A 23,709-nucleotide genomic window follows, 5' to 3' on the forward strand; every position below is an offset into this window, starting at 1 on the left:
CTGGGTGGCAGCCCGCCGACATTCGCTCAGCACGTCGATCGCCGGCCTGCACGGCGATGAGCGGACCGTCGGCAGCCCGCTCGACGACGCCGAAGTGGTGGCGCTGCACCGCACCCGCCTGTTCGGGGCGACGGGCACCGTACTGATGGCGATCGGCGCCCTGGGCGCAGGCGCCCGGCCCGTGGTCCAGGATCCCACGTTCGGCGTCCGGCTGCTCAACCTGCCGTCCCGCATCCAGACGGTCTCGCTGACGATGACGACGACCGGCGCGGTGATGATGACGCTGGCCTGGCTGATGCTCGGCCGCTTCGCGCTGGGCAAGCGGCGGATGACGCGCAGCCAGGTCGACCGCACTCTGCTGCTGTGGGCGCTGCCGCTGCTGATCGCGCCGCCCATGTACAGCAAGGACGTCTACTCCTACCTCGCGCAGAGCGAGATCTCGCTGCAGGGCAGCGACCCCTACCGGGTGGGCCCCGCGCCGGGCCTCGGCCTCGACCACGTGTTCACGCTGTCGGTGCCGAGCCTGTGGCGGGAGACGCCCGCACCGTACGGACCGCTGTTCCTGTGGATCGGGCGCGGCATCTCGGCGATCACCGGCGAGAACATCGTCGAGGCCGTGCTGTTCCACCGGCTCATGGTGCTGCTGGGGGTCGGCCTGATCGTCTGGGCCACGCCGCGGCTGGCACGCCGCTGCGGTGTCGCCGAGGTCAGCGCGCTGTGGCTGGGTGCGACAAACCCGCTGCTCTTCATGCACCTGGTGGCAGGCATCCACAACGAGGCGCTGATGCTGGGATTGATGCTCGCAGGCACCGAGTTCGCGCTGCGCGGCATCGAAGCGACGTCCGGAGCCGTTCGCGGCCGCTGGTACGCCCCAGGCATGCTGCTCGCCGGCACCGTGCTGATCACGATGTCGTCCCAGGTGAAACTGCCGGGGCTGCTGGCGCTGGGGTTCGTCGCGATGGCGCTGGCGAACCGCTGGGGCGGCACCGTCAAGGCGTTCCTGCTGGCCGGCGGCGCGCTGGGCGCCGTGTCGCTGGCGGTGATGGCGCTGATCGGTTGGGCCAGCGGCCTCGGATTCGGATGGCTGTTCACGCTGGGCACCGCCAACGTCGTGCGCAGCTGGATGTCACCGCCGACGCTGCTGGCGCTGGGCACCGGGCAGGTCGGCATCCTGCTGGGCCTCGGCGACCACACCACCGCGGTGCTCGCGCTGACCCGTGCGATCGGCGTCAGCCTGATCGCGATCATCGTCACCTGGCTGCTGTTCGCGGTGCTGCGCGGCCGCTTGCACCCGGTCGGCGGCCTCGGCGTCGCCCTCGGGGTGACCGTGCTGCTGTTTCCCGTCGTACAGCCCTGGTATCTGCTGTGGGCGATCATCCCGCTCGCCGCGTGGGCCACCCGGCCGGGATTCCGCGCAGCGGTCATCGCGGTCACGCTGATCGTCGGGATCTTCGGCCCCACCGCCAACGGCGACCGGTTCGCACTGTTCCAGATCGTGCTGGCGACGCTGGCCAGCACCATCATCGTGCTGGCTCTGATCGCCCTGACCTATCGGTGGCTGCCCTGGCGGGCGGTGCCCGAGGCGGCGTCGGGCCGGGTGGACGAACCGGTCGCGCCGCCGGCTGCGACGGCTGTGACGGACGACGCCTACGCTGAATCTCCGTGACCCCCCACCCCGCTTCGTCGACGCCCGTACGCCTGCGCGGTGTGCGCAAGCAGTACGGCTCGACGGTGGCGGTGTCCGACCTCGACCTGGAGGTCGGTTCCGCCGAGATCTTCGCGCTGCTCGGTCCCAACGGGGCCGGCAAGACCACCACGGTCGAGATGTGCGAGGGGTTCCTGCGGCCCGACGGCGGCACCATCGAGATCCTGGGTCTGGACCCGGTGACCGACAACGCCGCGGTGCGTGCCCGCACCGGCGTCATGCTGCAGGGCGGCGGCGCCTATCCGGCCGCGCGCGCGGGCGAGATGCTCCACCTCGTCGCCTCCTACGCCGCCAACCCGCTCGACCCGCAGTGGCTGCTCGACACGCTCGGCCTGACCGACTCCGCCCGCACCACCTATCGGCGTCTCTCCGGCGGTCAGCAGCAGCGACTCGCGCTCGCGTGCGCCGTCGTCGGAAGGCCCGAGCTGGTGTTCCTCGACGAGCCGACGGCCGGGATGGACGCGCACGCCCGGCTGGTGGTGTGGGAGCTGATCGACGCGCTGCGCCGCGACGGCGTCACCGTCGTGTTGACCACCCACCAGCTCACCGAGGCCGAAGAGCTCGCCGACCGCATCCTGATCATCGACCGCGGCGTGGCCGTCGCGAGCGGCACTCCGACGGAGTTGATGCGCAACGGCGCCGAGAACCAGTTGCGGTTCCGCGCGCCCCGCATGCTCGATCTGTCGCTGCTGATCGCGGCGCTCCCGGAGAGTTACCGCGCCTCCGAGACGTCCCCCGGCGAGTACCTCGTCGAGGGCCGCATCGACCCGCAGGTGCTGGCGACCGTCACCGCGTGGTGCGCCCGGCTCGACGTGCTGGCCACCGACATGCGTGTCGAGCAGCGCAGCCTCGAAGACGTCTTCCTCGAACTGACGGGGCGGGAGTTGCGCACATGACCCAGCCGAATCGGTTCGCGCCGGGCACCTTCCGTCCCCACCCGCGCCCGGCCCCGGTACCGCGGATGCTGGCCGCGCAGTACGGGCTGGAACTGCGGCTGCTGCTGCGCAACGGCGAGCAGTTGCTGTTGACGATGTTCATCCCGATCACGCTGCTGATCGGCCTGACGGTGCTGCCGCTGGGCTCGTTCGGCCCCAACCGCGCCGCGACGTTCGCGCCCGCGATCATGGCGCTTGCCGTCATCTCGACCGCGTTCACCGGCCAGGCGATCGCTGTCGCCTTCGACCGCCGCTACGGCGCACTCAAGCGACTCGGCGCCACGGCGCTGCCGGTGTGGGGCATCATCGCCGGCAAGTCGCTGGCCGTCGTCAGCGTGGTGTTCTTGCAGTCGATCCTGCTCGGCGCCATCGGTATCGCCCTGGGCTGGCGGCCCGCGGTGGCCGGGCTCGCGCTGGGCGCCGTGATCATCGCGCTGGGCACCGCGGTGTTCGCCGCGCTCGGCCTGCTGCTCGGCGGGACCCTGCGCGCCGAGATCGTGCTCGCGGTCGCCAACCTGCTGTGGTTCGTGTTCGCGGGCCTGGGCGCGCTGACCGTGGAGAGCGCCGTGGTGCCGCGGGCCGTCCAGTGGGTGGCGCGGCTGACGCCGTCCGGTGCGTTGACCGAGGCGCTGACCCGGGCGATGACGCTGTCGGTGGACTGGTTCGGTCTCGCCGTGCTGGCGATCTGGGGTGCGGTCGCGGCACTGTGCGCGCTGCGCTGGTTCCGCTTCACCTGAGCCCCTACTACGGGCGGTAGTTCGCCGGGCTCTACCATCGGACACGTGCCCGTCGGACGACTCTTCCTGCGACTCGTCGACCTGTTCCCCGAACCGAGCCTGCGAGTGCAGCGCATCGTCGCCGCGGCCGTGATCCTGACCCAGGGCGGCATCGCGGTCACCGGGGCCATCGTCCGCGTCACCGCCTCCGGGCTGGGCTGCCCGACCTGGCCGCAGTGCTTCCCCGGGAGTTTCACCCCGGTGCCGCACGCCGAGGTGCCCGTCATCCATCAGGCCGTCGAGTTCGGCAACCGGTTGATCACGTTCCTCGTCGTGCTGACCGCGGCCGCCGCCGTCATCGTGGTCACCCGCGCCCGCCGCCGCCGCGAGGTGCTGATCTACGCGTGGCTGATGCCGGCGTCGACGGTGCTGCAGGCCGTCATCGGGGGCATCACGGTGCTGACCGGGCTGCTGTGGTGGACCGTGGCCGTGCACCTGCTCGCCTCGATGACGATGGTGTGGCTGGCGGTGCTGCTCTACGTCAAGATCGGGCAACCGGACACCGGCGTCCCGGTACGACGGGCACCGAAACCGTTGCGCCAGTTGACCGCGCTGTGCGGCGTCGCCCTGTCGGCCGTCCTCGTCACCGGGACCATGGTCACCGGCGCGGGTCCGCACGCCGGCGACAAGAGCGTCGACAGACCGGTGCCGCGCCTGCAGGTAGAGATCACCACGCTCGTGCACCTGCACTCGTCACTGCTGGTGGCGTACCTGGCGCTGCTGGTCGGCCTGGCGTTCGGCCTGCTCGCGACCCGAACGGCCCGGCCGGTGCTGCGGCGGCTCGGCGTCCTGGTGGCTCTCGTCGTCGCGCAGGGCCTGCTCGGTGCGGTGCAGTTCAACACCGGGGTGCCCGCCGTCCTGGTGGCCTTCCACGTCGCCGGAGCGGCCGCGTGCACCGCGGCGACGGCCGCGCTATGGGCGTCGATGCGCGAACGGGCCGAGCCCGAACCCCTCGAGGGCTGACTCGACGCCCAGCGCGAACAGGCGCTGCTGCCGCGTGCGGGCAGCGTCGTCGAGCTGCCGCCACCCCAGGGACGGCTCGACCAGCTCGAGCTCGAGCACGGCCGGGGCGGCGGCGTCGCCGAGCACGTCGACGCGCGCGTAGAGCAGATCGCCGACGCGGATCCGTAAGTGTGCGGCAGCGGCGGCGAGCGCCGCGTGCCCGACATCCCACAGCTCGAAGTCGGGGTCGGCGGGCTCGAGGCGTTCCTCGGCGTAGGTACCCGACTCGTCGAACTCCGGCTTCTGCCCCGGCGCCGGCAGCATCGGCCCCTTGGTGAAGGCGTGCGACCGCTCACCGCGCAGGAACACCAGCGCGGTCTCGCCGTCGGCCACCCGCGGATCGAAGGGCTGCACCAGCGCCGTCTGTCCGGCGGCGTGCAGCGCCGCAGCGTGCGCGCGAGCCTGGTCGGCGTCGCGAAAACGCAACGCGCCCACCGAACCCGCGCCGACGGCCGGTTTGACCACAACCTCCCCGTCCGGAACGCGCACCCGCTGCCCCGGTGAGAAGAACGCGCTCGGCACCGTCGGCACACCCGCCGCCGCGAGGTCGGCGAGATAGTGCTTGTCGGTGTTCCAGGCGACCACCGACGGCAGGTTGAGCAGGTGCGGCACCCGCCGCGTCCACGCGAGGAACTCGTCGAGCCGGTCGGTGTAGTCCCACGTCGCCCGCAGGATCACCAGGTCGGCCCGCAGCGTCGCGGGGTCGTCCCAGGACAGCCAGCGTGGGTGCAGACCGCGCGCGCGCAGCGCGTCCACCAGTCCCGCGTCGTCCCCGTCGCCCTCGGGCAGGGCCGGGCAGCCGGCCAGCACGATACGGGGGTGGAAGACGTCGGGGCGCGCGAGCTTCATGGCCGGACCGATGCTACCCAGGAAGGCATGATGGGTACCTATGTACGCCATCGAAGTCGCCGAGACCGGCGGACCCGAAGTCCTGTCCTACGTCGAGAAGCCCCAGCCCGCCCCCGGGCCCGGCGAGGTGCTGATCAAGGCCGAGGCGGTCGGCGTCAACTTCATCGACACCTACTTCCGCTCGGGCCTGTATCCGCGTGAACTGCCGTTCGTCGTCGGCACCGAGGTCTGCGGCAGCATCGAGGCGGTCGGCGACGAGGTGGCCGCCCTGAACGTCGGCGACCGCGTGGTCACCGCCCAGGCCCAGGGCGCCTACGCCGACTACTGCGTGGCCCCCGCCGATTTCGTGGCCTACGTGCCCGAGGGCGTGGCGCCCGACGTCGCCGCCTCGGCGCTGCTGAAGGGGATGACGGCCCACTACCTGATCAAGTCGACGTACCCGATCCAGCAGGGCGACACCGTGCTGGTGCACGCGGGCGCCGGCGGTGTCGGGCTGATCCTGACGCAGTGGGCGACCAGCCTGGCTACGTCGGTGATCACGACGGTCTCCACCCCGGACAAGGCCGAACTGTCCCGGCAGGCGGGCGCGGTCGAGGTGCTGGACTACCCGGACGACCCGCAGGCCTTCGGCGCCCGGATCCGCGAGCTGACCGACGGCAACGGCGTCGCCGCGGTGTACGACGGGGTCGGCGCGTCGACGTTCGAGGCGAGTCTGGCCAGCCTCGCGGTGCGCGGCACCCTGGCGTTGTTCGGCGCGGCCAGCGGGCCGGTGCCGCCGTTCGACCCGCAGCGCCTCAACGCCGCGGGGTCGGTGTTCCTGACCCGGCCGAACCTGGCGCACCACACCCGCACACCCGACGAGTTCTCGTGGCGCGCGGGCGAACTGCTGACCGCGATCGCCGAGGGCACGCTGACGGTGACGGTGAGCAACCGATACGACTTGCGCGACGCGGAGCAGGCCCACCGCGACCTGCAGGGCCGCAAGACGGTCGGTTCGGTGGTGCTCGTGCCCTAGAGGTGCAGGAGCGTCGGCAGGTTCAGCGCCGAGTCGACGGCCAGCGCGCAGAACACCACCGCGAGGTAGTTGTTCGACTGCAGGAACAGCCGCAGCGGCTTGACCGGCTCGCCGCGGCGCACGCCGGCGTACAGCTGATGGGCCATCACCAGGAACCAGGTGCCCGCCAGGATCGCCACCGACGCGTAGAGCCATCCGGTGGCCAGGGCCAGCGCCAGCGTCGCGATGACGGTCAGCCAGGTGTAGATCAGGATCTGCTTGGTGACCTGCTGCTCGGTGGCCACCGCGGGCAGCATCGGCACGCCGGCCGCCTTGTAGTCCTCCTTGTAGCGCATCGCGAGCGCCCAGGTGTGCGGCGGTGTCCAGAAGAAGATGATCAGGAACATCACCAGGGCCGGCCACTGGATCGTGCCGGTCACCGCCGACCATCCGATCATCACCGGCATGCAGCCGGCCGCCCCGCCCCACACCACGTTCTGCGAGGTCCGCCGCTTCAGCAGCAGCGTGTACACCAGCACGTAGAACGCGATCGTGGCACCGGCCAGGTGCGCCGAGAGCATGTTGGTGGTCCACCACAGCCAGAAGAACGATCCGACCGACAGCGCCAGCCCGAACACCAGCGCATGGCTGCGCGGCACCGTCGCACGCGCCAGCGGCCTGCGCTCGGTGCGCTTCATCACCTTGTCGATGTCGGCGTCGGCAACGCAGTTGAGCGTGTTCGCACCGGCCGCGGCCAGCAGACCGCCGAACATCGTGTTCAGGATCAGCAGCGGATCCACGCTGCCGCGGTGGGCCAGCAGCATCGCGGGGATCGTGGTGACGAGCAGCAGCTCGATCACGCGCGGCTTGGTCAGCGACAGATAGCCCAGCAGGATTGTGCGGAAACCGTGGGGCCGCGCGTCGGCCGAATCCCCGACGAGGTGGCCTTCGCGGATCCTCACGCAACCAACTCCTTCTCGCCGGACGGCGTCCAGCCCACAGGCATCTACTACAGCCGATGGTAGACCGCTGATGCCCGGCACCGAAATTGCAGGGGTGGATTCGGGTACGCGGGGATGACCCCTGCGTGCCCGCTGCGTTCCGCACTAGGGTGGTTCCTGCGGACCGACACGCCCAACTGAGTCAAGGAGTGCGCCTCGTGACCACGCTCGAAGAGATCTCTTCGCTGACCCGACCGAACCATCCCGACGACTGGACCGACCTCGATTCGCGCGCGGTCGACACCGTCCGGGTTCTCGCCGCCGACGCGGTCCAGAAGGTGGGCAACGGGCATCCCGGGACGGCGATGAGCCTGGCGCCCCTGGCGTACACGCTGTTCCAGCGCCAGATGCGCCACGATCCCAGCGACGTGCACTGGCTCGGCCGCGACCGGTTCGTGTTGTCCTGCGGGCACTCGAGCCTGACGTTGTATCTGCAGCTGTACCTGGGCGGCTTCGGTCTCGAACTGTCCGACATCGAGTCGCTGCGGACCTTCAAGTCCAAGACTCCCGGCCACCCGGAGTTCCGCCACACCAAGGGCGTGGAGATCACGACGGGCCCTCTGGGTCAGGGGCTGGCGTCGGCGGTCGGCATGGCGATGGCTTCGCGGTACGAGCGCGGGTTGTTCGATCCGGACACGCCGGCCGGGCAGAGCCCGTTCGACCACTACATCTACGTCATCGCCTCTGACGGCGACATGGAGGAGGGCGTCACCAGCGAGGCCTCCTCGCTGGCGGGCACCCAGCAGCTGGGCAATCTCATCGTGTTCTACGACAAGAACCAGATCTCCATCGAGCACGACACCAACATCGCGCTGAGCGAGGACGTCGCCGCACGCTACCGGGCCTACGGCTGGCACGTGCAGGAGGTCGAGGGCGGCGAGAACGTGGTCGGCATCGAGCAGGCGATCGCCGAAGCCAAGAAGGTGACGGACCGCCCGTCGTTCATCGCGTTGCGCACGATCATCGGCTATCCGGCGCCGAACAAGATGAACACAGGCGGCGTGCACGGCTCGGCGCTGGGCGATGACGAGGTCGCCGCGACCAAGGAGATCCTCGGCTTCGACCCCGACAAGACGTTCGAGGTCAGCGAGGACGTCATCACCCACACCCGCGGCCTGGTCGGCCGCGGCAAGGAGGCCCACGACGCCTGGCAGCAGGACTTCGACGCGTGGGCCGCACGCGAACCCGGGCGCAAGGCGCTGCTGGACCGGCTGACCGCCGAGGAACTGCCGGAGGGCTGGGACGCCGACATCACCCACTGGGAGCCCGGCTCCAAGGCCGTCGCCACCCGGGCCGCGTTCGGCCAGGTGCTCAACGACGTCGCCCCCAAACTGCCGGAGCTGTGGGGCGGCTCGGCCGACCTCGCGGGCAGCAACAACACCACGATCAAGGGCGTGAAGTCGTTCGGGCCGCCGTCGATCTCGACGTCGGATTTCCAGGCCGACTGGTACGGCCGGGTGCTGCACTTCGGCATCCGCGAGCACGCGATGGGCGCCATCCTGTCGGGCATCGTGCTGCACGGCCCGACCCGCGCGTTCGGCGGCACGTTCCTGCAGTTCTCGGACTACATGCGTCCGTCGGTGCGGCTGGCCTCCCTGATGGACATCGACACCATCTACATCTGGACGCACGATTCGATCGGCCTTGGCGAGGACGGCCCCACCCACCAGCCGATCGAACACCTCGCGGCGCTTCGGGCCATCCCGAACCTGTCGGTGGTGCGCCCGGGCGACCCGAACGAGACCGCCTACGCGTGGCGCAGCATCCTGGCCCGCGGCAACGGCAGCGGCCCCGTCGGTTTCATCCTGACCCGTCAGGGCATCCCGGTGCTGGAGGGCACCAGCGCCGAAGGCGTCGAGAAGGGCGGTTACGTGCTCGGCGGCGGCTCCCCCGCCGACGACGCCGATGTCATCCTGATCGCCACCGGCTCCGAACTACAGATCGCGGTCGAGGCGCAGAAGCTGTTGCGCGACAAGGACATCTCGGCCTACGTCGTGTCGATGCCGTGCCTCGAGTGGTTCGAGTCGCAGCCCAAGGAGTACCGCGACAGCGTGCTGCCGCCGCGGGTGTCGGCACGCGTGGCCGTCGAGGCCGCGGTCGCACAGAGCTGGTACAAGATCGTCGGGGACACCGGCGAGATCATCTCCATCGAGCACTACGGCGAGTCGGCCGACGACAAGACCCTGTTCCGCGAATTCGGGTTCACTCCAGAGGCAGTGGTGGCCGCAGCGGAACGCAGCATTGCGAACTAGCCAGCGATAAGCGAGGAATTGACATGACCCAGAACCAGAACTTGGCGGCACTGTCCGCCGCAGGCGTCTCGGTGTGGCTCGACGACCTGTCCCGCGAACGGCTGCAGACCGGAAACCTGCAGGAACTGATCGACACCAAGTCGGTGGTCGGCGTCACCACGAACCCGTCGATCTTCCAGGCGGCGCTGTCCAAGGGCGACGCCTACGACGACCAGATCAAGGAGCTGGCCGAACGCGGCGCCGACGTCGACGCCACGATCCGCACCGTCACCACCGACGACGTCCGCAACGCCTGCGACGTGCTGGCCAAGGTCTACGAGCAGTCCGGCGGCGTCGACGGCCGGGTGTCCATCGAGGTGGATCCGCGGATGGCGCACGACACCGACAAGACGATCCTGCAGGCGATCGAGTTGTGGAAGATCGTCGACCGGCCGAACCTGCTGATCAAGATCCCGGCCACCGAGGCCGGCCTGCCGGCGATCACCGCGGTGATCGCCGAGGGCATCTCGGTGAACGTAACGCTGATCTTCTCGGTCGAGCGCCACCGCGCCGTGATGGACGCCTACCTGGCGGGCCTGGAGAAGGCCAAGGAGGCCGGCCACGATCTGTCCCGGATCCATTCCGTCGCATCGTTTTTCGTCTCCCGCGTGGACACCGAGATCGACAAGCGGCTCGAAGACATCGGCACCGACGAGGCGCTCGCGCTGCGCGGCAAGGCCGGCGTGGCCAACGCCCGGCTGGCCTACGCGGCCTACGAGGAGGTCTTCCTCGGCGGCGACCGGTTCTCGGCGCTGGGCTCCTCCGGTGCCCGGGTGCAGCGGCCGCTGTGGGCGTCGACCGGTGTGAAGAACCCCGACTACTCCGACACGCTCTACGTCACCGAGTTGGTCGCGCCGAACACGGTGAACACGATGCCGGAGAAGACGATCGACGCGGTCGCCGACCACGGTGTGGTCACCGGTGACACCGTCACCGGTCGCGGCGCGGAGTCGCAGGAGGTCTTCGACCAGCTCGCCGCGGTCGGCATCGACCTGACCGACGTGTTCCTGGCGCTCGAGAACGAGGGTGTGGAGAAGTTCGAGAAGTCGTGGCACGAACTGCTCGAAGCCACCCGGGGCCAGCTCGACGACAAGAAGTGACCCCTCGACGATGAGCCAGCCCTGGCAGAACCCGCTGCGGGACAAGCGCGACAAGCGCATGCCCCGCATCGCGGGCCCGTGCAGCGTGGTGATCTTCGGGGTCACGGGTGACCTCGCCCGCAAGAAGCTGATGCCGGCGATCTACGACCTCGCCAACCGCGGCCTTCTGCCGCCGTCGTTCGCGCTGGTGGGGTTCGCCCGCCGGGACTGGGCCGACCAGGACTTCAGTCAGGTCGTCCTCGATGCGGTCAAGCAACACGCCCGCACGCCGTTCCGCCAGGAGGTCTGGGACCGACTGGCCGAAGGTATCCGCTTCGTGCAGGGCACGTTCGACGACGAGAAGGCGTTCGAGGATCTGGCGGAGACGCTGGCCAAGCTCGACGCCGAACGCGGGACCGGCGGCAATCACGCGTTCTATCTGTCGATTCCCCCTAAGGCGTTCCCGCAGGTGCTCGAACAACTGTCGCGGACCGGCCTGGCGAAGAAGCCCGAGGGCAGCTGGAGCCGGGTGGTCATCGAGAAGCCCTTCGGTCACGACCTCAAGAGCGCCGAAGACCTCAACGCCATCGTGAACAACGTCTTCCCGGAATCGTCGGTGTTCCGCATCGACCATTACCTCGGCAAGGAGACCGTCCAGAACATCCTGGCGCTGCGCTTCGCCAACGAGCTCTTCGAGCCGGTGTGGAATGCGCACTACGTCGACAGTGTCCAGATCACGATGGCCGAGGACATCGGATTGGGCGGTCGTGGCGGGTATTACGACGGGGTGGGCGCCGCGCGCGACGTCATCCAGAACCACCTGCTGCAACTGCTGGCGTTGACGGCGATGGAGGAGCCGGTCAGCTTCCTCCCCGCCGAACTGCAGGCCGAGAAGATCAAGGTGCTGTCCGCGACGCGGTTGGCCGAGCCACTGGACGAGACCACGTCGCGTGGGCAGTACACCGCAGGCTGGCAGGGCGGTCAGCGAGTAGTGGGTCTGCTCGAGGAGGAAGGATTCTCCAAGACCTCGACCACCGAGACCTTCGCGGCGATCACGGTGGACGTCGACACCCGGCGCTGGGCCGGCGTTCCGTTCTACCTGCGCACCGGAAAACGACTGGGCCGCAGGGTCACCGAGATCGCACTGGTGTTCAAGCGCGCGCCGCATCTCCCGTTCGATGCCACCATGACAGAGGAACTCGGACAGAACGCCCTGGTGATCCGGGTCCAGCCCGACGAGGGCATCACGCTGCGCTTCGGGTCGAAGGTTCCGGGCAACTTGATGGAAGTCCGCGACGTCAGCATGGACTTCTCCTACGGGTCCGCCTTCGCCGAGGAGTCGCCAGAAGCCTACGAACGCCTGATCCTCGACGTCCTGCTCGGTGAGCCATCACTGTTCCCGGTCAATCAGGAGGTCGAATTGGCTTGGCGCATCTTGGATCCCGCGTTGAATTACTGGGCATCTCATGGCAAACCCGACCCGTACGAGGCGGGTGGTTGGGGACCTGACTCTGCGTTCGAGATGTTGCGCCGCACCGGCCGCGAATGGAGACGTCCATGATTCTCGACCTGCCGGACACCACGACCGACGTCATCAACAAGAAGATCATCGCGCTTCGCGAAGAGGGCGGGGCGATCACCCTCGGCCGGGTGCTGACGCTGGTCATCGCTCCGACCACCGAAGCGCTGCTCGAGGAGTCGATCGAGGCGGCGAACGCGGCCAGCCGCGAACATCCCTGCCGCGTCGTCGTCGTCGCACCGGGTGACCGCCTGGCCGACGATGCCCGGCTCGACGCGCAGGTGCGGGTGGGCCGCGACGCGGGTGCCAACGAGGTTGTCTGCCTGCGGCTTTCCGGCCCCTTGGCGGGGCATGCCAGCAGCGTCGTCATGCCGTTCCTTCTGCCTGACACGCCGGTCGTCACGTGGTGGCCGGATGTCGCGCCGGATGTGCCGGCCGATGACCCCCTCGGCAAACTGGCGATCCGTCGCATCACCGATGCCACCAACGGCACCGATCCGCTGGCGACGATCAAGGGCCGCCTGAAGGGATACACGCCCGGCGACACCGACCTGGCGTGGAGCCGGATCACCTACTGGCGGGCGCTCCTGACCTCAGCTGTGGATCTTCCGCCGCACGAGCCGATCACGTCGGCGCTGGTTTCCGGCTTGGCGACAGAACCGGCCCTCGACCTCCTCGCGGGCTGGCTGGCTCACCGCATCGATGGTCCGGTGCGGCGTGCCGTCGGTGAACTCAAGGTGGAACTGGTGCGCGACGGTGAGACGATCACGCTCAGCCGGCCCCAGGACGGCGTCACCGCGAGGCTCACCCGCACCGCTCAACCAGAGGCCTTGGTTCCGTTGGCCCGCAGGGAGACCCGCGAGTGCCTGGCTGAAGACATGCGGCGCCTCGACGCCGACGAGATCTACTTCGAGGCCCTGCAGGGCATCGAGAAAGTGCAGTACGTGTGAACACGATCGTGGAGCGCTACCCGGACACCGACCACCTGGTGAAGGCCGCCGGCGACCGCCTGGTGGGCGCGATCACCGCGGCGATCGCGGCCCGCGGGCAGGCCAGCGTGGTCCTGACCGGCGGAGGCACCGGCATCGGGTTGCTCAAGCGCGTCGGTGAACGCAGCGGCGAGATCGACTGGTCGAAGGTGCACGTCTATTGGGGCGATGAGCGGTTCGTGCCCGCGGATGACGACGAACGCAATGAGAAGCAGGCCCGCGAGGCGCTGCTGGACCACATCGACATCCCCGAGGTCAACGTCCACACGATGGCGGCCAGCGACGGCGAGTTCGGCGACGACCTGGAGGCCGCGGCCGCCGGCTACGAGCAGTTGCTCAACGAGACATTCGCCGAGATCACAACCGAATTCGACGTTCATCTCCTGGGCATGGGGCCCGAAGGGCATGTCAACTCACTGTTCCCGGACACCGATGCGGTGCGGGAGACCGAACGGATCGTGGTCGGCGTGACCGATTCACCCAAGCCACCGCCGCAGCGAACCACGTTGACTCTGCCCGCGATTCAGCGTTCCCGCGAGGTGTGGCTGGTGGTGTCGGGCGACGGCAAGGCCGACGCCGTGGCGGCCGCGCTCGGCGGAGCGGCACCGGTCGACATTCCTGCGGCCGGCGCGGTCGGACGCGAGGCCACGGTGTGGCTGCTCGACGAGGCCGCGGCGTCCAAGCTATAGGCGTCTACCCGACGACGATGACGTGCAGCGTGCGCGGACCGTGCACGCCTTCCACCCGGTCCAGCTCGATGTCGCTGGTCGCACTCGGCCCGCTGACCCACGTCAACGGCCGGGTATGCACACCTGAATCAACAAGACGTGCAACGGCTTTCGGCACATCGTCGACGATCTGGTCGACTCGGACCACGCATACGTGCACGTCGGGAACCAGACTCAGCGCTCGTCGGCCCTGACCCGGGCCGTGGTCGAGCACCAGGGTGCCGGTGTTGGCGATCGCCACGGTCGCGGTGGTGACCACGGCGTCGACGTCGTCGAGATCCGCTGCGGTCAGGCCGGCATCGGGCACCCACGGCGCGGCGTCCGGCCACGCCGCCTGCACGGCAGGGTCGCCGACCACGGCGCGTGCACCGGCCAGGGCTGCCGCGATCGCCGCTGCGGCGCCGGCGGTGTCGACGCGGTCGATCCGCGCCCGGTAGTCGGCCACCCGCTCGAGGAACCGCTCCACCAGGTCGCGATCGCCGGTGCCGACGTCAGCGCCGTAGCGCCACGGCACCTCGGCGAGCGCGGGCCGATCGGCCAGTGCCGCGCGGATCCGGCCGAGGATCTCCTCGCGCGCCTCACTCATGACCGCCTCCGGTGCGCTGCCACCAGGCCCGGAACGACTCCGTCGGCGGCACCGGAGCATCGCGTGCTCCGGACCATGCGGTGGCAGGCCACGGCAATGACCGCAGCCGGTCCTTGGTTCCGAACACCTTGCTGCGCAGGGCTTTGCCGCCGATGGCGGCCGTCTTCTCCAGGGCCTCGAGCCGGCGATGGTCGGCCATCAGCCAGCTCGCCGCCGTCATCGCCGCCTGCTCCCCCGTCGGCATCCCGCCGCGGTGCTCGTCGACCACCCGGGTGCGCAGGTGCACGAGCATCGACGGGATGTCTATGCGCACCGGACACACGTCGAAGCAGGCACCGCACAGACTCGACGCGTAGGGCAGCGATTTGTCGATCTCACTTGCAGTTCCCCGCAACTGCGGGGTCAGCACGGCGCCGATCGGGCCGGGGTACACCGAGCCGTAGGCGTGCCCGCCGGTGCGTTCGTAGACCGGGCACACGTTCAGGCATGCCGAGCAGCGGATGCAGCGCAGCGCGTCGCGCCCGTCCACGTCGGCGAGGACGCCCGTGCGACCGTTGTCCAGCAGCACGATGTGCACGTTGCGGGGGCCGTCTCCCTCGGCGGGTCCGGTCCAGACGGACGTGTAGGGGTTCTCCCGCTCCCCCGTACTGCTACGCGGCAGCACCTGCAGGAGCACCTCGAGGTCACGCCACGACGGCAGCACCTTTTCGATGCCGACCACCGAGATCAACGTCTCGGGCAGGGTCAGGCACATCCGGCCGTTTCCCTCGGACTCGACCACCACCAGGCTGCCGGTGTCGGCGATCGCGAAGTTGGCTCCCGAGACGGCGACTCGGGAGCGCAGGAACTTCTCGCGCAGGTGCAGCCGCGCGGCCTCGGCGAGGCGGCGCGGTTCGTCGGTGAGATCGTCGGGCGCCGGCCGGCCCACGCGGCCCATCTCCCGCAGGAAGATCTCGCGCACCTCGGCGCGGTTGCGGTGGATCGCCGGGACCAGGATGTGGCTGGGCCAGTCGCCGCCGAGCTGCACGATGAGTTCGGCCAGATCGGTCTCCCAGGCGTCGATCCCGGCGTCGGCCAGGGCCTCGTTGAGTTCGATCTCCTGCGTGGCCATGGATTTGACCTTGACCACCTCGGTGGCGTCCTGCTCCCGCACCAGGTCGACGACGATCCGGTTGGCCTCGGCCGCGTCCCGCGCCCAGTGCACGGTCGCCCCCGCCGCGGTGGCGTTCGCCTCGAAGGCCAGCAGGTGCTCGTCGAGCCGGTGCAGTGCCGCGTCCTTGATGGCCGCCGCCGCCAGCCTCAACTCCTCCCAGTCGGACAGCTCCTCGACGACGCGGGCACGTTTGGCGCGGATGGTGCCGGTGGCGTGGGACAGGTTGCGCCGCAGCACCGAGTTGCTCAGCGCCGTCTTCGCCGCGTTCGGGAAGGACGGCAGCCCCAGGAACGCCCCCGTGACACCGACGTGCGGATGCCCGCTCATGCGGGAGCTCCCTCACTGCTGGCGAGAACCTCGGCCAGATGCATGACCCGCATGCCGGCGCGCTGCCGCGAGAGCAGCCCGCCGATGTGGGCCAGGCACGAATTGTCGCCGGCGACAAGAACTTCGGCTCCGGTGTCACGGACGGCCCTGGCTTTGTCGGAACCCATCGCCACGGAGGTGTCGGCGTTCTTGATCGCGAATGTGCCGCCGAATCCACAGCACTGGTCGGCCCGGGGCAGGTCGACGAGGTCGATGCCGCGCACCGCCTCCAGCAGGCGGCGGGGCCGGTCGCCGACCTCGAGCATCCGCAGGGAGTGACACGTCGGGTGGTAGGTGACGCGATGCGGGAAGTACGCGCCGACGTCGGTGACCCCCAGGACGTCGACCAGGAATTCGGAGAGCTCGTACACCCGGGGGGCGATCGCGTCGACGCGCGCCGCCAGGTCGGCGTCGCCGGACCGCGCGGCGACATCGCGGTGCTGGTGGCGCACCGAACCCACGCAGGAGCCCGACGGTGCGACGACGGCGTCGTACCCCGCGAAGGCGGCGGTGAACGCGCGGACAGCCGGAACGGCCTCGGCCGCGTATCCGGTGTTGGTGAACATCTGCCCGCAGCACGTCTGCCCACGCGGGAATTCGACCTCACAGCCGAGGCGGCGCAGCAGTCGCACAACTGCTTTCGGCGTCTCGGGCCACATCAGGTCGTTGTAGCAGGTGGCGAACAACGCCACCCGGACGTTCATGCGAGCATCTCCAACACCGTATCCGACGCCCGAGGGGCACGTCATACTTGCCGACATGGCAGACCGAACCGGCAGACCCGTACGGACCGGACCCGAGCGGATCCGCAAGCTCGCGCAGGCGGCGCTGAACGCTGATGTCACCGTCGAGCAGGTCGACACGATCCTCGAGAGTCTGAGCGAGACACTCGAGGACCTCAACAACTCCACCGCGACCCTCGACGCCACGCTGGAACGGTTCAACGACACGATCAACCGCATCAACGAGCTCGCGCCGCGGCTGCACGGGGTGGTCGACCGGATGGAGGGCATCGTCGGACGTGTCGAGCGCATCGTCGGCCTCGGTGAGTCGGTGATCTCCCCGCTGGCGGCTACCGACCACGCGATCCGCGGTGTGGTCGATCGGCTGCGGCGCGGCGCCGGGCTGGGCTGATGTCCGACGACAGGGAGTCACAGATCGTCGACACGCTGGTCGGCGCCTTCGACGATCTGATGAGCGCCGACCCGGACGCGTTCCGCACGAAGTTCCGCAAGATGGCCGCGGATCCGTTCGCGTTCTTCCGCGGCAGCGCATGCGTGTTCTACGCCGACGTGTCGGCGCGCGAGGACCGGTGGGCCGACGAGCGCACCGGCCGGGTGTGGATTCAGGGCGACCTGCACGCGGAGAACTTCGGCACCTACATGGACGGTGCCGGGGTGCTCATCTTCGACGTCAACGACTTCGACGAGGCGTTCGTCGGGCACTTCACCTGGGATCTGCAGCGCTTCGCCGCCAGCATCGCGTTGATGTGCTGGCAGAAGGCGCTGTCCGACGAACAGATCTCGTCGCTCATCGCGGCGTTCGTCCGGGCGTATGTGGATCAGGTGCGGTGGTTCACCGACGTCGACGATGACGCCTCGTTCTCGCTGAACCTGGACACCGCGCGGGGCGCGGTGCTCTCGGCGCTGCAGTCGGCCCGGCTCTCCACGCGCGCCGAGATGCTCGATCGGATCACCGTCGTCGACGAATGCGACCGGCGGTTCCGGGAACGGCCCGGCGCACGGCGCCTCGAGGGGGACGAACGCGACAGCGTCGTCGAGGCGTTCCACCGCTACCTCGACACGATCCCCGAGACGCAGCGTTTCCGGGGCATCGCCTACGACGTCAAGGACATCACCGCCAACACCGGGTTCGGCATCGGCAGCGCCGGCCTGCCCGCCTACACGATCCTCATCGAGGGCTTCAACCAGGCGCTGGACAACGACGTCGTGCTGTCGATGAAGCAGGGCAATGTCGCCGCGCCCAGCCGCGTGGTCGACGACGAGGAGGTGCACGGCTATTTCCTGCACCACGGGCACCGCACGGCCGTCTCGCAGCGCGCCCTGCAGGCGCACGCCGACCCGCTGCTGGGCTACACCGACATCGACGGTGTCGGTTTCGTGGTGAGCGAGATCTCGCCCTACGAGGCCGATCTGGACTGGACCGAGCTGACCGAGCCGGACGAACTGACCGAGGTGGTCTCCCAGCTCGGGCAGGCAGTGGCGAAGGTGCACTGCGTCAGCGACTCCGACAGCGACCAGTCGCTGGTGGGCTTCCAGACCGAGGAGGCGATCGTCGCCGCGATCGGAGACGACGAGGACGACTTCGTCGCCGACATCGTCGCGTTCGGACTCGAGTACGCCGCGGTCGCCCGCGAAGACCACCGGCACTTCGTCGAGGCCTTCCGCGAGGGCCGCATCCCCGGGGTGACGGCGACCTGATTTTCAGCCGCTGTTGCGGCAGCAACGATTCAGCCGCTGTTGCGGAGCGCGGTGGCCAGCCCGCTCATCGTGAGCAGGATGCCGCGCTGCACCAGTTCGTCGTCGTCGCCGGACCGGTAGCGGCGCAGCAGCTCGACCTGCAGGTGGTTCAGCGGCTCGAGGTACGGGAACCGGTTGAACACCGACCGGGCCAGCGCGGGGTTGTCGGCGAGCAGATCGTCGTGTCCGGTGATCAGCTTGTGCATCCGGATGGTGCGTTCGTGTTCATCGGCGATCTTGTCGAAGACCCGGCGCCGCAGCTCTTCGTCTGGCACCAGTTCGGCGTAGCGCGCGGCCAGCCCGAGATCGGACTTCGCGAGCACCTGGGCCATGTTCGACAGCACCGTCGCGAAGAACGGCCAGCGCCGGTAGAGATCCTGCAGGATCTCCAGACGTCCGTCGTCCTCGGCGATGTAGTCCTCGAACGCGGTTCCGGTGCCGTACCAGCCGGGCAGCATCACCCGTGACTGGCTCCAGGCCAGCACCCACGGGATGGCCCGTAGATCGGAGATCGACGTGGTGGGTTTGCGCGACGTCGGCCTGCTGCCGATGTTGAGCGCACCGATCTCGCTGACCGGCGTCGACGCCTTGAAGTAGTCCACGAAACCCGGTGTGTCGTGCACCAGGTCGGCGTAGGCGCGCTGGGCGCGCGCGGCGAGGTCGTCGAGCACCGCGTACGCGGGCTCGGCGGCCTCGCCGAGCCCTTCGACGTCGAGCAGGGTCGCTTCCAGAGTCGCGGCCAGCAGCGTCTCCAGGTTGCGGTGCGCGATGCGGGGCTCGGCGTACTTGGCGGCGATCACCTCCCCCTGTTCGGTGATCCGCAGCGATCCGTTGACCGCGCCCGGCGGCTGGGCCAGGATCGCATCGTAGCTCGGCCCGCCGCCGCGGCCCACCGTGCCGCCGCGACCGTGGAAGAGCCGCAACCGGATTCCGGTCTTGCGGGCCGAGTCGACGAGATCCAGTTCGGCGCGGTAGAGCGCCCAGTTGGCCGCGAGGTAACCGCCGTCCTTGTTGGAATCGGAGTAGCCGAGCATCACCTCCTGGCTGTCTCCGCGCGCCGCCACCACCGCCCGGTAGAGCGGAAGATCCAGGGCCGCTTCGAGTATCGACGATCCGCGTTGCAGGTCGTCGATGGTCTCGAACAGCGGCACGATGCCGACCGGCGCGTAGGGGCGCTCGCCCGAGGCGTCCAGCAGACCCGCCTCCTTGAGCAGGATCGCGGCCTCGAGCATGTCGGAGACGGACTGGCACATCGAGATGATGTAGTTCGGCACCGCCTGCGGTCCGAACACCTCGACGGCGCGCGCCGCGGCGGCGACGATGTCGAGTTCCTTGCGCGCCAACTCCGACAGGTCGGCGCCCGGCCCCGTCAGCGGCCGGCGGGTCGCGAGCTCGTCCGCGAGCAGCTCCACGCGCTCCGGTTCGCTCAGCGAGGCGTAGTCGGAATGCACCCCCGCCCACGCCAGCAACTCGGCGATCACCTCCTCGTGCACATCGGAGTTCTGCCGCATGTCCAGACCGGAGAGGTGGAAACCGAAGACCCGCACCGCTTCCCGCAGCCGGGCCAGCCGGTCGTCGGCGAGCACCGAGCTGCCGTATGCGCGCAGTGACCCGTCGACGACGTCCAGGTCTGCCGACAGTTCGGCGGGGGCGGCGTAGGGCGCCATGCCGAGGTCGAGTTCGTGTTCGGGCTGCCGGTCCAGGATCTGCCGTGCGGTGGCCGTCAACCGTGCGTGCACGACGCGCAGCGCCCGCCGGTACGGTTCGTCGGCGCGCGCCGGTTCGTGGCAGGCGTCGGCCAGCGCGGCCAGCTCGTCGCTGATGTGCACCAGCCGCACAGACATCGACAGCTCTTCCTCCAGCGCGGTGAGCTCGGTGAAGTAGTGCGCGAACGCGGTGTAGGCGGCACTGCCGGTGGCCAGCCGCACCACCTCCGCGGTGACGTTCGGATTGCCGTCGCGGTCGCCGCCGATCCACGATCCCGGCCGCAGTATCGGTTCGGTCAGCAGGTCGACGCCGGGCCAGCGGGCCTGCAGCGCGGCCCGTACCTCGGCGTTCACCCGCGGGATGACGTCGAGGAACGCCGCCGGGTAGTACCGCAGCCCGGTCTCGATCTCGTCCTGGATCTTCAAGCGCGACAACCGGATCAGCGCGGTCTGCCACAGCGTGAGGATGTGGCGGCGCAGTTCCCGTTCGACGTCGCGGCCATCCTCGGTGCGGTGATGACCGTGCAGGCGCAGACGCATCAACTCGGTGATGCGGTGCTGGGTGTCGAACACCGTGCGTCGCCGTGTCTCGGTGGGGTGCGCGGTGATGACGGGCGCGACCAGGGCGCCGACGAGCGCATCGGCGACGCGGCCGTCCTCGAGGTCCGCGTCGTCGAGTTTGAGGTAGGTCGCGGCCAGGGTGCTGTTCTGCGGCGGCTCGCCCGCGGCCTCGTGCACGGCCCGGCGTCGTTCGCGGTGGATGTCCTCGGCGACGTTGGCCAGCAGCGCGAAATGGGTGAAGGCGCGGATGACGGGGATCGCCTGGTGGACGTCGACGCCGTCGAACAGCCTCGCCAGCTCGGTGCGGTCGATCTCCGACCGGCGCACCCGGAACGACTCGACCCGGGCGCGCTCGACCAGGTCGAACGTCGCGTCCCCGTTCTGCTCGCGGACGGTGTCGCCGAGGATGGCGCCGAGCAGGCGGATGTCCTCGCGCATCGGTTCGGTCGCTTCGCGGCCCACCTGGGTGCGCTGCACGGCTCCGATCGGTTCGAGCGTGCTGTCGGCTGTCTGAGACATGGTGCCCAGTATCGACGCAGCCAGATTCCGCCGCATGGCGAGCGCGGTAGCGTGGCCGGATGGATGTGGAGGACGCCGAGGTCGTCGTCGTCGGCGCCGGGCTGGCGGGGTTGCGCTGCGCAGCGGTGCTGGCGGACGCGGGCCGCGAGGTCCGGGTGTGGGAGGCCGCCGACGAGGTGGGCGGCCGGATCCGCACCGACATCGTCGACGGCTTCCTGTGTGACCGCGGTTTCCAGGTGCTCAACCCGGCCTATCCCGAACTGGGTTCGTGCGTCGACGTCGCGGCGCTGAGGCTGCAGCCGTTCGGGCCGGGCGTCGGGGTGCGCCGGGAGCGGGGGTCGGTGGTGCTGGCGCATCCCGTGCGCGCGCCCAAGCGACTGCCCGGCATGCTCGCCCGGCGCGGTGTGCGGCCCGCTGACGCGGTGGCGCTGGCGCGGTGGGCCTACCCGGCGCTGCGGCCGGGCCACCTGAAGCACTCGCCCGGCAAGGACACCACGCTGCTGGCCGCGCTCGACCGATGCGGGGTGTCCGGAGAACTGCGCCGGGTGATCGACCGGTTCCTGTCCGGTGTGGTGCTCGACGACAGCGGGGCGACGTCCAACGCGTTCGCGCTGCTGCTGGCGCGGATGTTCGCCCTCGGGGTGCCCGCGCTGCCCGCGGACGGGATGGCTGCCCTGCCCCGGCAGTTGGCCGCGCCGCTGGGTGAGCGGGTGGCGCTGAATCGTCGGGTGTCCGGGATCACCGCGTCGGAGGGCGGATGGCGGGTCAGCGCCGAGGACGGGACCGCGGTGCGCGCCCGCGAGGTGGTGGTCGCGACCGATGCGACCGCGGCGGCCCAGTGGATCGGCGGCGCGCCGACACCGACCCGCGGCGTCGTCACCGACTGGTGGGCCACCGACCGACCGTGGGCGGGACCACCGATGCTGTGGGTGGACGGCCGTCCCGGCGTGCGGGGTCCCGTCGTCAACGCCGCGGTGATCAGCGCCTCCGCCCCGACGTACGCACCGCCCGGACGGCACCTGGTCGCCGCGTCGGCGCTGCTGGGCAACGGGCATCCGGAGCCGACGGAACCGCAGCTACGGGCGCACGCCGCGGAGATCCTCGGTGTCGACGCCACGGATTGGCAGCCGGTGATCCGGCATGTGATCCCGGACGCGCTACCGGTGCAGCCGCCGCCGCTGACGGTGCGCCGACCGGTCCGGGATGCGTCAGGGCTATGGATGTGCGGCGACCACCGCGACACCGCGTCGATTCAGGGAGCGCTGGTCAGCGGACGGCGCGCCGCGGCCGCGGTGTTGAAAGCGCTGAGCTAGCTGTACTTGATCTGCAGCGCCATCCCGATGATGGCGACCACCCAGATGCCCGTGACGAACAGTGTCAACCGGTCGAGGTTCTTCTCGACCACGGTGGAGCCGGACAGGCTGGACTGGACGCCGCCGCCGAACAGGCTGGACAGACCGCCACCCTTGGCGCGGTGCAGCAGAACCAAGAGCACGACCAGCACGCTGGTCACGACCAGGATGATCTGCAGGGCCAATTCCATGGCCGTCAGACTACAGGGCGCGGATCGCCCGAAGCCAACCGCGTAGAACGGTGTCGAGATCGACGAAAAGGCGCGATCGTCTCGAACAAATCCGCCCAAACGTCGGTTTGGGCGGGGTGAGGGTCAGGGCAGCGGGCCGCCCGCGGCGATCGCCGACAGGGTGGCGAACTGCTCCGCGTCCAGTGAGGCGCCGCCGACCAGCGCACCGTCCACGTCGGGCTGGCCGACGATCTCGCCGACGTTCTTGGCGTTGACCGAACCGCCGTAGAGCACCCGCACCCCGGCGGCGATGTCAGCGGATGCCAGCGCCCCGATCTCAGTGCGGATCGCTTGACACACCTCCTGCGCGTCGGCCGCGCTGGCCACCCGGCCGGTGCCGATCGCCCACACGGGTTCGTAGGCGATGACGGACCGGCCGATCTGCTCGGCCGACAAGCCGGCCAGCGACCCGCGCAGCGAGTTCACGTTGAACTCGACGTGGTCACCCGCCTCGCGCACCTCGAGCTGCTCGCCGATGCAGATGATCGGGATCAGGCCGTGCTTGAACGCCGCCTGGGCCTTCGCCGCGACGAGCGCGTCGTCCTCGTGGTGGTAGGTCCGCCGCTCGGAGTGGCCCACGACGACGAACGTGACGCCCAGCTTGGCCAGGAAGGCACCGCTGATCTCGCCGGTGTAGGCGCCGGAGTCATGCTGGGACACGTCCTGCGCGCCGTAGGTGAGCCGCAACTTGTCGCCCTCGACGAGGGTCTGCACGCTGCGCAGATCGGTGAACGGCGGGATCACCGTCACGTCGACCTTGTCGAAGTACTTGTCCGGCAACGAGAATGCGATCTTCTGCGCCAGCGCGATCGCCTCGAAGTGGTTCAGGTTCATCTTCCAGTTGCCGGCGATCAGCGGCTTACGGGGCACGTGGGGTCTCCTAGTCGA

General features: G+C 69.7%; 21 protein-coding genes. 13 read left to right on the top strand and 8 right to left on the bottom strand.

The features are described from left to right. Nucleotides 1-4: 4 nt before the first annotated feature. Genes mptB through G6N45_RS19765 form a run of 4 tightly spaced genes read left to right on the top strand, consistent with a single transcriptional unit; the run spans nucleotide 5 to nucleotide 4,379 of the window. Nucleotides 5-1,666, top strand: a complete 1,662-nt coding sequence (gene mptB / locus G6N45_RS19750) for a polyprenol phosphomannose-dependent alpha 1,6 mannosyltransferase MptB (RefSeq protein ID WP_163723861.1) — start codon at nucleotides 5-7, stop codon at nucleotides 1,664-1,666. Beyond that, a complete protein-coding gene (locus G6N45_RS19755) occupies nucleotides 1,663-2,601 on the top strand; it encodes an ABC transporter ATP-binding protein (RefSeq protein ID WP_057146436.1) in 939 nt (312 codons plus the stop codon). Before mptB ends, G6N45_RS19755 begins: the two co-directional genes overlap by 4 nt. After that, nucleotides 2,598-3,377 (top strand): ABC transporter permease, encoded by a 780-nt coding sequence (locus G6N45_RS19760; protein WP_163723863.1) that lies wholly within the window; start codon nucleotides 2,598-2,600, stop codon nucleotides 3,375-3,377. The genes G6N45_RS19755 and G6N45_RS19760 overlap by 4 nt, the downstream gene beginning before the upstream one ends. Nucleotides 3,378-3,422: 45 nt before the next feature. Further along, nucleotides 3,423-4,379: a COX15/CtaA family protein gene (locus G6N45_RS19765; protein WP_163723865.1), complete on the top strand. Its 957-nt coding sequence runs from the start codon at nucleotides 3,423-3,425 to the stop codon at nucleotides 4,377-4,379. On the opposite strand, the gene G6N45_RS19770 is transcribed toward G6N45_RS19765, so the two are convergent. After that, nucleotides 4,329-5,267, bottom strand: a complete 939-nt coding sequence (locus G6N45_RS19770; protein WP_163723867.1) for an ATP-grasp domain-containing protein — start codon at nucleotides 5,265-5,267, stop codon at nucleotides 4,329-4,331. The genes G6N45_RS19765 and G6N45_RS19770 overlap by 51 nt on opposite strands. 40 nt (nucleotides 5,268-5,307) lie before the next feature. On the opposite strand from G6N45_RS19770, the gene G6N45_RS19775 reads away from it, so the two are divergent. After that, nucleotides 5,308-6,282 carry a quinone oxidoreductase family protein gene (locus tag G6N45_RS19775; RefSeq protein ID WP_163723869.1) on the top strand — a complete coding sequence of 325 codons (975 nt, stop codon included), beginning with the start codon at nucleotides 5,308-5,310 and terminating at the stop codon, nucleotides 6,280-6,282. Here G6N45_RS19775 and G6N45_RS19780 read toward each other — a convergent pair. Then, nucleotides 6,279-7,223 carry a heme o synthase gene (locus tag G6N45_RS19780; RefSeq protein ID WP_163723872.1) on the bottom strand — a complete coding sequence of 315 codons (945 nt, stop codon included), beginning with the start codon at nucleotides 7,221-7,223 and terminating at the stop codon, nucleotides 6,279-6,281. The two genes, G6N45_RS19775 and G6N45_RS19780, sit on opposite strands and share 4 nt — an antisense overlap. A 197-nt stretch (nucleotides 7,224-7,420) precedes the next feature. Between G6N45_RS19780 and tkt the strand changes: the two genes are divergently transcribed. Genes tkt through pgl form a run of 5 tightly spaced genes read left to right on the top strand, consistent with a single transcriptional unit; the run spans nucleotide 7,421 to nucleotide 13,829 of the window. Beyond that, nucleotides 7,421-9,514 carry a transketolase gene (gene tkt / locus G6N45_RS19785; protein ID WP_163723874.1) on the top strand — a complete coding sequence of 698 codons (2,094 nt, stop codon included), beginning with the start codon at nucleotides 7,421-7,423 and terminating at the stop codon, nucleotides 9,512-9,514. A gap of 23 nt (nucleotides 9,515-9,537) precedes the next feature. Continuing rightward, on the top strand, nucleotides 9,538-10,653 hold the full coding sequence (gene tal / locus G6N45_RS19790) for a transaldolase (RefSeq protein WP_163723876.1): 1,116 nt from the start codon (nucleotides 9,538-9,540) through the stop codon (nucleotides 10,651-10,653). A 10-nt stretch (nucleotides 10,654-10,663) separates the two neighbouring features. Beyond that, nucleotides 10,664-12,193: a glucose-6-phosphate dehydrogenase gene (gene zwf, locus G6N45_RS19795; RefSeq protein WP_057146443.1), complete on the top strand. Its 1,530-nt coding sequence runs from the start codon at nucleotides 10,664-10,666 to the stop codon at nucleotides 12,191-12,193. Continuing rightward, entirely contained in the window at nucleotides 12,190-13,101 is a 912-nt protein-coding gene (opcA, locus tag G6N45_RS19800; RefSeq protein WP_163723878.1) for a glucose-6-phosphate dehydrogenase assembly protein OpcA, read from the top strand. The genes zwf and opcA overlap by 4 nt, the downstream gene beginning before the upstream one ends. Next, nucleotides 13,098-13,829 carry a 6-phosphogluconolactonase gene (gene pgl / locus G6N45_RS19805; RefSeq protein ID WP_163723880.1) on the top strand — a complete coding sequence of 244 codons (732 nt, stop codon included), beginning with the start codon at nucleotides 13,098-13,100 and terminating at the stop codon, nucleotides 13,827-13,829. The genes opcA and pgl overlap by 4 nt, the downstream gene beginning before the upstream one ends. A gap of 4 nt (nucleotides 13,830-13,833) precedes the next feature. Here pgl and G6N45_RS19810 read toward each other — a convergent pair whose 3' ends face one another. The 3 genes from G6N45_RS19810 to G6N45_RS19820 are packed head-to-tail and all read right to left on the bottom strand — an operon-like array spanning nucleotide 13,834 to nucleotide 16,677. Further along, nucleotides 13,834-14,454, bottom strand: coding sequence for a LutC/YkgG family protein (locus tag G6N45_RS19810; RefSeq protein ID WP_163723882.1), 621 nt, complete (start codon nucleotides 14,452-14,454; stop codon nucleotides 13,834-13,836). Next, nucleotides 14,447-15,934 carry a LutB/LldF family L-lactate oxidation iron-sulfur protein gene (locus tag G6N45_RS19815; protein WP_163723884.1) on the bottom strand — a complete coding sequence of 496 codons (1,488 nt, stop codon included), beginning with the start codon at nucleotides 15,932-15,934 and terminating at the stop codon, nucleotides 14,447-14,449. Before G6N45_RS19815 ends, G6N45_RS19810 begins: the two co-directional genes overlap by 8 nt. After that, on the bottom strand, nucleotides 15,931-16,677 hold the full coding sequence (locus G6N45_RS19820) for a (Fe-S)-binding protein (protein WP_163723886.1): 747 nt from the start codon (nucleotides 16,675-16,677) through the stop codon (nucleotides 15,931-15,933). Before G6N45_RS19820 ends, G6N45_RS19815 begins: the two co-directional genes overlap by 4 nt. 55 nt (nucleotides 16,678-16,732) lie before the next feature. On the opposite strand from G6N45_RS19820, the gene G6N45_RS19825 reads away from it, so the two are divergent. Beyond that, nucleotides 16,733-17,107, top strand: a complete 375-nt coding sequence (locus G6N45_RS19825) for an ATPase (protein WP_163723888.1) — start codon at nucleotides 16,733-16,735, stop codon at nucleotides 17,105-17,107. Then, a complete protein-coding gene (locus G6N45_RS19830; RefSeq protein ID WP_163723890.1) occupies nucleotides 17,107-18,414 on the top strand; it encodes a DUF2252 domain-containing protein in 1,308 nt (435 codons plus the stop codon). The genes G6N45_RS19825 and G6N45_RS19830 overlap by 1 nt, the downstream gene beginning before the upstream one ends. A gap of 29 nt (nucleotides 18,415-18,443) precedes the next feature. On the opposite strand, the gene ppc is transcribed toward G6N45_RS19830, so the two are convergent. After that, nucleotides 18,444-21,239, bottom strand: coding sequence for a phosphoenolpyruvate carboxylase (ppc, locus tag G6N45_RS19835; protein WP_163723892.1), 2,796 nt, complete (start codon nucleotides 21,237-21,239; stop codon nucleotides 18,444-18,446). Between the two features lie 59 nt (nucleotides 21,240-21,298). On the opposite strand from ppc, the gene G6N45_RS19840 reads away from it, so the two are divergent. Next, entirely contained in the window at nucleotides 21,299-22,552 is a 1,254-nt protein-coding gene (locus G6N45_RS19840) for an FAD-dependent oxidoreductase (protein WP_163723894.1), read from the top strand. Here the strand turns inward: G6N45_RS19840 and secG are convergent. Both secG and tpiA read right to left on the bottom strand, forming a co-directional pair. Further along, a complete protein-coding gene (secG, locus tag G6N45_RS19845) occupies nucleotides 22,549-22,782 on the bottom strand; it encodes a preprotein translocase subunit SecG (protein ID WP_048417856.1) in 234 nt (77 codons plus the stop codon). The genes G6N45_RS19840 and secG overlap by 4 nt on opposite strands. 123 nt (nucleotides 22,783-22,905) lie before the next feature. Continuing rightward, nucleotides 22,906-23,691 carry a triose-phosphate isomerase gene (tpiA, locus tag G6N45_RS19850; RefSeq protein ID WP_163723896.1) on the bottom strand — a complete coding sequence of 262 codons (786 nt, stop codon included), beginning with the start codon at nucleotides 23,689-23,691 and terminating at the stop codon, nucleotides 22,906-22,908. Between the last annotated feature and the right edge of the window lie 18 nt (nucleotides 23,692-23,709).

The organism is Mycolicibacterium psychrotolerans (genome assembly GCF_010729305.1).
Taxonomy (GTDB): Bacteria; Actinomycetota; Actinomycetes; order Mycobacteriales; family Mycobacteriaceae; genus Mycobacterium; species Mycobacterium psychrotolerans.